This is a genomic window from Cellulomonas endophytica, assembly GCF_004123805.1.
GTDB lineage: Bacteria > Actinomycetota > Actinomycetes > Actinomycetales > Cellulomonadaceae > Cellulomonas > Cellulomonas endophytica.
Genome location: NZ_RWJX01000105.1, coordinates 1 through 9,635, shown reverse-complemented (window position 1 = coordinate 9,635; position 9,635 = coordinate 1). Strand labels below are relative to the sequence as shown.

Below are 9,635 nucleotides of genomic sequence, written 5' to 3'. Positions count from 1 at the left end.
ACAGACGGACAGGGTCGCGGGCGACGGGGACATGGACGGACGAGACACGGGCGGACGGAGACACGGGTGGACAGGGACGCGGGCGACGGGGACACGGGCGGACGGGAGGCAGGCCGACGGGAGGCAGGGCGACGGGATGCGGGCCGACGGGAGGCAGGGCGACGGGATGCGGGCGGACAGACGTGCGAGCGACGGTCGATGGTCGCCGGTCGGCTGCTCGTCGCTGAGCGCGGGTGCGTCGCGCGGGCTGCAGCTCCCCTGCGGCGGCGGCTCGGCGGTGCACAGGGCAGGCACAGGGGCGGCTCAGCGGGGACGCGGGGTGGGAGCCGACCCTCGTCGCGTACCCGACGACCGGTCTCCCGCGGCCGGCGACCACCAGGAGGACGACCCATGAGCACCACGGGCGCACCGCAGCACCCGGGCCCCTCGACGCCCGGCACCACACCCGTCCCGCCCGCCCCCGGGGCGGCGACGACCCCCGAGCCGCACCCGGCCGCACCGCTCGCGAGCCCGCCCCTCGCGACGGCCACCCTGCCTCCGCCCCCGGGCGCACCCGCGACGGCGCCGGTCGGCACCGTCGGCGCGACGGGAGCCGCCGGACCCTGGGGGCCCTTCCCCGCCGAGGGGTCCGTGGCCGCCGCCCCCGGCGCCGCCCCGCACCCCTCGCGCTGGTCCCGGCTCCGCGGTCGCCTGTCGGCCCGGCCGCTGCTCGCCGCAGGGCTCGCGATCGTGCTGGCGGCCGGCCTGGCGGGCGGTGCCGGCTTCGCCTCCGGGTACGCCGTCGGCCACGCCGGCGCCCGCACCGCCACGACCCCCTGGGTGCCCGGCGACGACGGCTTCCCCGGCGACGGCACCCGGCCCGACGGCGGCCCGGGCGGCATGGGTGGCGGCGGCCTCCCCGACCTGCAGCAGCCCGGGACCGACGGCACGGCCGACGACGAGGGCGAGGGCGACGACGGCACCGCGAGCAGCAGCTCGACCGACGGCACCTCCACCTGAGGTCGTGCCCTCTCCGGCCGGCACGTCGCCTCGCGCCTCGCCACCCGCAGCACCCCACCCCGGAGGCCTCTCCTCGGGCGCGCGCACCGGAGATCGGCAGACGTCCGGTGAGGGGGCGGCGGTCGGCCGGGGCGTGCCCCCGCCCCGCGGTGCGGCTGCGGTACCGGGCAGGGGCAGGGGCAGGGGCAGGGCCTCGCGCACCGGACCGGCGGGGACGGGGCAGGACCGGCGCCGGTCCGCGCGGGTCCTGCCCCGTCGTCGTGCCGGTGCGCTGCGGTCCTGGCGACACCGCAGACTCGACCCCGTGAGCGAGCACACCGGGCACAGCGAGCACGTCCGTGACACCGCCAGGACGCACCACCCCCGGCACCCGCACCACGCGCAGCACGGGCCGGCGGCGCAGGACCCGCAGCACGGGCCGCAGGGGCAGGACGGGCCGGAGGGGCCGGACGCGCCAGACCCGAAGCACGCCCCGGAGGGGCAGGACCCGCAGGGCGGCCAGCAGGGCGGCCAGCAGGACGGCCAGCAGGACGGCCAGCAGGACGGCCAGCAGGACGGCGAGCAGGACCAGACGACGCCGGCGCCGCCGTCCCCGCAGGGCCGGCCGGAGCAGCACGGCCCCGACGGCCCCGTCGCCACGCCGGGGGAGGGCACTCCCTCCCCCCGGCCCCCGGGAGGACCCGACGCACCGCTCGAGGCGCTGCTGCGCGTCGCCGCCCGGGTCGCGGGGACGGCCGCCGCGTCGCTGCACCTCGTGGAGGCCGGCGGCCTCCGTCGCCTGGTGGGCGTGGGCCCGGCCGGGCTCGCCCTCGCGGACGGGCTGCCCGCCGACGAGCCCCTCGTCGCCCTGCTGCACGGCGGCGGGACGCGGTGGGTCGCCGACGCCGCCGCCGACCCCGCCCTCGCCGGCAGCGCCTGGGTCGACGGCCGGCGCGGCCGGGTCCGGGGTCTGGCGCTCACGCCCCTCGCCCTCCCCGACGGTCGCCGCGCGGTGCTCGCCGCGGCCGGCACCGCCCCGCTGCCCCCGACGAGCGGCGCGGGCGACGACCGCCCGGCCGCCCTCGCCGACCTCGCCCTCGCCGTGGCGGCGCTGCTCGGCCACGCCGCGCAGGTGCGCCGCTGGGCGACCCTCGCCGCCGAGCACGACCGGCGGCGCCTGGCCACCGACGACCGCCGGGCCCGGGAGGCCCACGCCTCCGACCGCCGCGAGGCCCTCGTCGCGGCCCGGCTCCGCGTCGCCGAGGCCGAGCTCGTGCCCGCCGTCGTCACGGACCGGGTCTGCCGCGGCGCGCGCGACGTCACGGGGGCGGCCGGTGCCGCACTCCTCGAGCTGCACGCCGGGCACCTCGTCGTCCAGGCCGCCGACGGCACCCTCGCCCCCCTGCGGTCGCTGGCGCTCGAGCTCGAGGGCTCCCTGTGCGGGCGCGCCCTGGAGACGGGCACGGTCGTCCGGGCGGGGGCCGGCAGCACGCGCGCCGACGACGTGTTCGAGGGCGCCCTCACCGGCGCGCCCTCCCTGCTCGCCGTCCCCCTGCACCGGGACGGGCGCGTCGTGGGCGCGGCGCTCGTCGCCGGCGCGGCCCCCGACGACCTCGGGCCGGAGGACGCGGCGGCCCTGCAGGAGCTCGCGACCCCCTCCAGCGCCGCGCTGGCCAACGCCTGGGCCATGGACCGGGCCGTCCGCGAGGCCGCGACCGACCCCCTCACGGGCCTGCCGAACCGCGGCGCCGGCCTGCTCGCCCTCGAGGGCGCCCTGGCCCGGCAGGACCGGCGCGGCGGCCACCTCGCGCTGCTGTTCGTCGACCTCGACGGGTTCAAGTCCGTCAACGACCGGCACGGCCACCGGGCGGGCGACGCGCTCCTCGTCGAGGTGGCCCGGCGGCTGCGCGCCACCGTCCGCCGCTCCGACACCCCCGCCCGCTACGGCGGCGACGAGTTCCTCGTCGTGGCCGAGGCCCTCGCCCACCCCGACGACGCCCACGCGCTCGCCCGGCGGGTCGCGGACGCGCTCGCCGCACCCCACACCCTCCCCGACGGCTCGACGATCCGCGTCGGCGGGGCGGTCGGCGTCGCCCCGGCCCCGCCCGTGACCTCGCCGACCGGGTCGCCGGGCGGCGCGCCGCCCCTGCCGGCCCGGGTCACCGCCCTGCTCGCCGCCGCCGACGCCGACATGTACGCCCGCAAGGCCGCCGGCCCGCGCCGAGCGCTCCGCTGACCCGCCGGCCGCCGGGCGGGGCCCGGTCAGCGCGCCGGCGCGGGTCCCGTGCTGTTCCGCACGACGAGGGGCGCGGCGACCACGACGCGCTCGTCGGACAGCAGCGTCCCCGAGCGCACCTGCCGCAGCAGCATCTCGACGAGCGCGTGCCCGATGGCCGTGAAGTCCTGCAGGACCGTCGTCAGCGGCGGGTGCAGGTGGGCGGCGAGGGGGATGTCGTCGAAGCCCGTCACCGAGACGTCCTCGGGCACGCGCCGCCCCGCCTCGTGCAGGGCCCGCAGGACGCCGGTGGCCATCTCGTCGTTCGCGCAGCTGATGGCGGTGACGTCCGGGTCGGCGGCGAGCCGCTGCCCGAGGGCGTACCCCGACACCGGCGTCCAGTCGCCGCGCAGGACCGGCGGCAGCGGGCGCCCGGCGGCCCTCAGCGCCCGCCCCCAGCCGTCCTCGCGCAGGATGGACGGCGTCGAGTCCGCGGGGCCGGCGACGTGGTGGACGGTCCGGTGCCCGAGCGCGAGGAGGTGGTCGACCGCCGCCGCCGCCCCGCCCCGCTGGTCCGCGCCGACCGTGGGGTGGTGCCCGATGAAGCGCGAGTCGGACACGACCACCGGCATCCGCGGGGGCAGGCGGAGGGTCTCCGGCGTGGCGGTCTCCGCGCGGATGATGACGAGCCCGTCGATGGACTGGTGCTCCAGGCGCAGGACGGCGGACTCCACCTCCGGCCCCGTCGGGGACGCGAGGTCGACGAGGGCCAGGGTGTACCCCTCGCGGCGGGCCGCGTCGACGACCCCCGCCGTGGTCCGCGACTCGCCGGTGCGGGCCAGCTGGTGGGCGACGAGGCCGAGGGTGCCGAAGGTGCCCGACCGCAGCGCCCGCGCCGCGTGGTTCGGCGTGTACCCGAGCTCCGCCATCGCGGCGAGCACCCGCTCGCGCGTCGCGGGCCGCACCGCCGGGGAGCCGGTCGACACCCGCGACACCGTCTGCGTGGACACGCCGGCGACCGCCGCGACGTCGGCGATCGACGCGCGGGCCCGCGCCGTCGCCGGACCGACCATGCGGGCAGCATAGTTACCCCCGATGAGCACCTTCACGATCGGCGAGCACGACTTCCTCGAGGACGGCCGGCCCGTGCGGCTCCTGGCCGGCGCCCTGCACTTCACCCGCATCCACCCGGGCCACTGGCGCGACCGGGTGCGGACGGCGCGGCTCATGGGGCTGGACACCATCGAGACCTACGTCATGTGGAACGAGCACGCGCCGACGCCCGACCGGTTCGACACCGACGGCCGCCTCGACCTCGTCGCGTTCCTCCGCGTGGTGCAGGAGGAGGGCATGCGCGCCATCGTGCGCCCCGGCCCCTACGTGTGCGCGGAGTTCGACAACGGCGGGCTGCCCGCCTGGCTCACCGCCGACCCCGAGGTCGGGCTGCGGCGCCTCGAGCCCCGGTACATGGCCGCCGTCGAGCGCTACCTGCGGCAGGTGTACGCCCTCGTCGCCCCCCTCCAGGTCGACCGGGGCGGGCCCGTCGTGCTCGTGCAGGTCGAGAACGAGTACGGCGCCTACGGCGACGACCACGACTACCTGCGCGCGCTCGTCCGCATCACCCGCGACGCCGGCATCACGGTGCCGCTGACCTCCATCGACCAGCCCGAGCCGCAGATGCTGCGCGACGGCTCGGTCGAGGGGCTCCACCGCACCGGGTCCTTCGGCTCCCGCGCCGTCGAGCGCCTGGCCACCCTGCGGGAGGCCCAGCCCACCGGCCCGCTCATGTGCGCGGAGTTCTGGTGCGGCTGGTTCGACCACTGGGGCGCCCACCACCACACGACCGACGCCGCCGCCTCCGCCGCCGAGCTCGACGCGCTGCTCGCCGCCGGCGCCTCGGTGAACGTCTACATGGTCCACGGCGGCACGAGCTTCGGGCTCACCTCCGGCGCCAACGACAAGGGCGTCTACCAGCCGACCCTCACGAGCTACGACTACGACGCCCCGATCGACGAGGCGGGCCGTCCCACGGAGAAGTTCTGGCGGTTCCGCGAGGTCATCGCCCGGTACGCGCCCGTCCCCGACGAGGTGCCGGCACCCGCGCCGCCCGCCCCGGCGCTGACCGCCCCGCTGCGCCCCGTCGTCGGCCTCCTCGACGCCGCCGGGCGGCTCGCCGCCTGGACGACGCACCCCGACGAGGGACGCACCCCCGGCGTGCCGCCGACCCACGACGACCTGCAGCAGTGGCGCGGGTTCGTCGCCTACCGGGCCACGCTCGGCGGCGGCGACGCGCCGGCCGTCCTCAGCCTGACCGAGGTGCGCGACCGCGCGCAGGTGCTGCTCGACGGCGCGCCCGTCGGCGTGCTGCACCGCGACCACCACGACACCGCCCTCGTGCTGCCGCACGGCCGCGGGGAGCTCGTCGTCCTCGTCGAGGACCAGGGCCGCGTGAACTACGGCCCCCGGCTCGGGGAGCCCAAGGGGCTCGTCGGGCCCGTGCTCCTCGACGGCGTGCCGGTGACCGGCTGGTCGACCCTCGCGGTGGACCACGACGGGCTCGTCGGCGTGGTGGAGTCCCTGGCGGCTGCCGGTGCCGTGGACACCGCCCGTGGCGGCACCGCGGACGACGGGGACTCCCCCGGCCGCCCCCTCGCCGGCCCGGTCCTGGCGCGCGCCGAGCTGCGGCTCGACGGGCCCGCCGACCTGTTCCTCGACACCCGCGGCTGGGGCAAGGGCCTGGCCTGGGTGAACGGCTTCGCGCTCGGCCGCTACTGGTCCCGCGGCCCCCAGCGCACCCTCTACGTGCCCGGGCCGGCGACGCGGGCCGGGACGAACGCGCTCGTCGTCCTCGAGCTCGGCGCCGCGGCGCCCGTGGCCAGGACGCTGCCCGCCCCCGACCTGGGCCACACGGAGCAGTGACCGGGCGGTAGGGGAGGACGGCCGGGCGGCCCGTCGTCCGGCCCCTCGGCCGTCCCGGGTTGCGCTGCGGCGCAACCGTGGTGCCATGGATACGACGCACCGAGCGGCTCCCCCCGGGGAGCCCGGTGCCCCGGGTGGCTTCAAACCATCGGCCGCCCACGAGCATCACGACCTCGAGACATTCGGGAGAGCGAGCACACCATGATCACCACGCAGCAGGCCCAGACCCTCGCCGGCACGACCGTCCACGGCTCCGACGGCGCCAAGATCGGCAAGGTCGGCCAGGTCTACCTCGACGACGCCAGCGGTTCCGTGGAGTGGGTGACCGTCCACACCGGTCTCTTCGGCACGAAGGAGCACTTCGTGCCCGTGGCCGACGCCACGACGAGCGGTGACGGCCTCTCGGTCCCCTTCACGGCGGACCAGGTCAAGAACGCGCCCTCCATCGACGCCGAGGGCCACCTCGACCCGCAGGAGGAGGAGGCGCTGTACCGCCACTACTCCCTCGACTACGCGACGACGGGCACGACCGGCACCGCCGGCACCGCGGGCTACGCCGACACGGACACCCGTGGCACGGCTGGCTACGCCGACACGGACGCGCGCGGCACCGTCGGCCACGACACCTCCGGTCCCACCACCGACGACGCCATGACGCTGTCGGAGGAGCGGCTCGACGTGGGCACGGAGCGCCGCGAGGCCGGCCGCGCCCGCCTGCGCAAGTACGTCGTGACGGAGCAGCAGACCGTCCAGGTCCCCGTGTCCCGCGAGGAGGTCCGCCTCGAGCGCGAGCCCATCACGGACGCGAACCGCGGTGCCGCCCTGTCCGGCCCCGACCTGAGCTCGGAGGAGCACGAGGTGATCCTCACCGAGGAGCGCCCCGTCATCGCCACCGAGACGGTCCCGGTCGAGCGCGTGCGCCTCGACAAGGAGACGGTCACGGACACGGAGACCGTCACCGCCCAGACGCGCCACGAGGAGGTCGAGCTGGACGACGCCGGCACGACGACCCGCGGCACCACGGCGGGCACGGACCGGGACCGCGACGTCCTCTGACCTGCCCGCGGCCGGCGACCCCGGCCGCACCCCAGCTCCATCCGACGGGGCCGCCCGCACCCGCGGGCGGCCCCGTCGTCACGAAAGGGAACGACCATGAGCACCGCCGACGACCGCCCCCACGACCGCCCCTCGGGCGCACCCGGCGCCACCCCCGTCGACGCCGACGGGCCCGCCCCCTCGCGGCACGACGGACCCGCCGGTGCCGTCTCGGGCGCGCTGTCCGCGCAGGCGCTCGGGCGGGACCGCCAGAGCGTCGTCGCCCGCGAGAAGGAGCAGTTCGGCGGCGTGAAGATCGGCTCGGCCTTCTTCGGCTGGCTCACCGCCACGGGGACCGCCGTGCTGCTCACGGCGCTCGTCGCCGGCGCGGGCACCGCCCTCAGCGTCGCGACGAACACGGACCCCGACGAGGTCGCCAGCACCCCCGAGGCCATCGGCATCGGCGGGTCCATCGCCCTGCTCGTCATCACGCTCGTCGCCTACTACTGCGGCGGCTACGTGGCCGGACGCATGGCCCGGTTCAACGGCCTCAAGCAGGGCGTGGCCGTGTGGTTGTGGGCGGTCGTCATCGCGGTCGTCGTGGCCCTGCTCGGGCTCGCCGTCGGCAACCAGTACGACGTGCTCGCGCAGCTCAACAGCTTCCCCCGCATCCCCGTCGGCGAGGGCGAGCTCACCACCAGCGGCATCATCGCGGCGCTCATCGTGGCCGCGAGCAGCCTCGTGGGCGCGATCCTCGGCGGGATCGTCGGCATGCGCTTCCACCGGCGCGTCGACAAGGCGGGCCTCGGCAGCTGACGGCGGGCGGGCGGCCCCTCCCCCTGCCCGGGGCCGCCCGCCCCCCGACCCGATCGGCTGACGTGCGACCGACCGGCCCCTCCCGCCCGGCGACGGGCGCTACCGTGAGCCGCCCTGCTCCGCCGCCGACCCCTGCCGGTGACGGGGCAGGGCCCTACGCCGCGGCCAGCCGCCCGGCGAGGAGCACCGCGAGGGCCTCCGCGCCCGCCGCGTCCCGCTCGGAGGCCGGGATCCCGGCGAGGCCCGTGGACACGACGAGCCACCCGCCCTCGACCTCCGCGTGGACGACGCCGTCCACGCGCGTCGCGCCCGGCAGGGCCGCCACGGGGACCACGTCGACGCCGACCGCCGAGGACAGCTCGAGCTCGCCGTCGGCCGTCAGGCGCACCGTGATGCGGTCCGAGTCGTCGTCGAACGTGCACGTCCCCTCGTCGTAGGGCGAGGGCACCCCCGGGTCCACGGCGTACCCCGTGGTGGCACGGACGTCCTCGGCGTCGACGACCGTGCAGGCGGCCGGGAACGGCGTGCCCTCCTCGTCGGCCTCCGGGGCGAGCGCCTCGACGGCGGCGGCGACGTCGTCGTCTGACGAGCCCGACCCCGCCCCGCCCGACCCCCCCGACCCGCCGTCCCCGCCGCCGCACGCGGCGGTGGCGAGCAGGAGGGCGCCGGTGAGCAGGGCGAGGAACGGGCGGGCGGAGGACGGGGTCCGGGTCGTGGTCATGACGCCGACGCTAGGGACGGCCCTTCAGGTGCCCTGAGCGTGGCCTTCGGGTGCACGCCCGTCACCGGTCCCGCGGACCACGCGCAGCCGGGTCCGCGCCGCCGGGAAGGGTGCGGCCGGCAGGCCGAGCTCGGCCATGCGGTCCCGGTAGAGCCGGTGCCGGCGCCGCGCCTCCCCGTGGCGGTCCCCCGCGTCGAGCGCCCGCACGAGGGCGAGGTGGGCCGCCTCGTCGAAGGGGTCCCGCTCGAGGAGCCGCAGGCGGTAGCGCACCGCGAGGTCCGTGTCCCCCGCCGCGCCCGCCGCGTCGCCGAGCGCGCGCACGACCGCCAGGTAGGCGGCGCGGGCCTCCTCCCGCAGCGGGGCGGCGCCGTCGGCGTAGGGCTCGTCCTCGAAGAGGTCGCCGCCGTACAGCGCCTCGACGGGCTCGAGCCGGGCGCGGGCGGCCCCGGGGTCGACGGCGGCCACCGCCAGGCCCGCGGCGGCCCCGGCGAGGAAGCGCTCGACGTCGACGTCGAGGTGCTCCACGACGAGCGCGGCCGTGGTGCGGTCCCCCGTCACGTGGTGCTCGGGCGGGTGCACGCGGCCGGGGTCGAGCACGGCGCGCAGCGTCGAGAGGAGCACGGACAGGCGGTTGCCCACCCGGTCCGGGTCCTCGTCGGGCCACAGCTCCGCCATGAGGACCTCGCGCGGGGCCGGCCGCCCCCGCCGGACGAGGAGCAGCCGGAGCAGGTCCCGCGCCTTCTTCGACTGCCACTCCCCGGCGGGCACGGGCACGCCGTGCCGCAGCACCCGCAGCCCGCCGAGGGTGCGGACCTCGACGGCGGGCACCCCGACCTCGGCCACGCGCAGCGCCCCGGCCAGGGCGTCGGCCGCCGAGGTCCGGACGCCGAGCGCCGCGAGCCGGGCCCGCGCGGCCGCCGCGCGGCCCCTCGCCCCGCCCGCCTCACCGCC

At 78.4% G+C, this 9,635-nt stretch carries 8 protein-coding genes; 5 read left to right on the top strand and 3 right to left on the bottom strand.

Features of this window, described 5'->3' with window-relative positions:
* Positions 1-390: 390 nt before the first annotated feature.
* Positions 391-999: a hypothetical protein gene (locus tag EJA20_RS17205; protein ID WP_129339755.1), complete on the top strand. Its 609-nt coding sequence runs from the start codon at positions 391-393 to the stop codon at positions 997-999.
* Positions 1,000-1,303: 304 nt separating this feature from the next.
* Positions 1,304-3,214, top strand: coding sequence for a diguanylate cyclase domain-containing protein (locus tag EJA20_RS19805; RefSeq protein ID WP_129339754.1), 1,911 nt, complete (start codon positions 1,304-1,306; stop codon positions 3,212-3,214).
* 26 nt (positions 3,215-3,240) lie between these two features.
* Here EJA20_RS19805 and EJA20_RS17195 read toward each other — a convergent pair whose 3' ends face one another.
* Positions 3,241-4,266: a LacI family DNA-binding transcriptional regulator gene (locus EJA20_RS17195; protein ID WP_129339753.1), complete on the bottom strand. Its 1,026-nt coding sequence runs from the start codon at positions 4,264-4,266 to the stop codon at positions 3,241-3,243.
* Positions 4,267-4,288: 22 nt separating this feature from the next.
* On the opposite strand from EJA20_RS17195, the gene EJA20_RS17190 reads away from it, so the two are divergent.
* The 3 genes from EJA20_RS17190 to EJA20_RS17180 all read left to right on the top strand — a co-directional run bounded on the left by EJA20_RS17190 (position 4,289) and on the right by EJA20_RS17180 (position 7,963).
* On the top strand, positions 4,289-6,112 hold the full coding sequence (locus EJA20_RS17190) for a glycoside hydrolase family 35 protein (RefSeq protein WP_129339752.1): 1,824 nt from the start codon (positions 4,289-4,291) through the stop codon (positions 6,110-6,112).
* Positions 6,113-6,313: 201 nt separating this feature from the next.
* Positions 6,314-7,168: a DUF2382 domain-containing protein gene (locus EJA20_RS17185; protein WP_129339751.1), complete on the top strand. Its 855-nt coding sequence runs from the start codon at positions 6,314-6,316 to the stop codon at positions 7,166-7,168.
* A gap of 96 nt (positions 7,169-7,264) precedes the next feature.
* A complete protein-coding gene (locus EJA20_RS17180; RefSeq protein ID WP_240675610.1) occupies positions 7,265-7,963 on the top strand; it encodes a hypothetical protein in 699 nt (232 codons plus the stop codon).
* A 154-nt stretch (positions 7,964-8,117) separates the two neighbouring features.
* Here the strand turns inward: EJA20_RS17180 and EJA20_RS17175 are convergent, their stop codons facing one another.
* Positions 8,118-8,684, bottom strand: a complete 567-nt coding sequence (locus EJA20_RS17175; protein WP_129339749.1) for a hypothetical protein — start codon at positions 8,682-8,684, stop codon at positions 8,118-8,120.
* A 24-nt stretch (positions 8,685-8,708) separates the two neighbouring features.
* Positions 8,709-9,635: AfsR/SARP family transcriptional regulator (locus EJA20_RS17170; RefSeq protein WP_205687563.1), on the bottom strand; the 927-nt coding region annotated here is incomplete at its 5' end.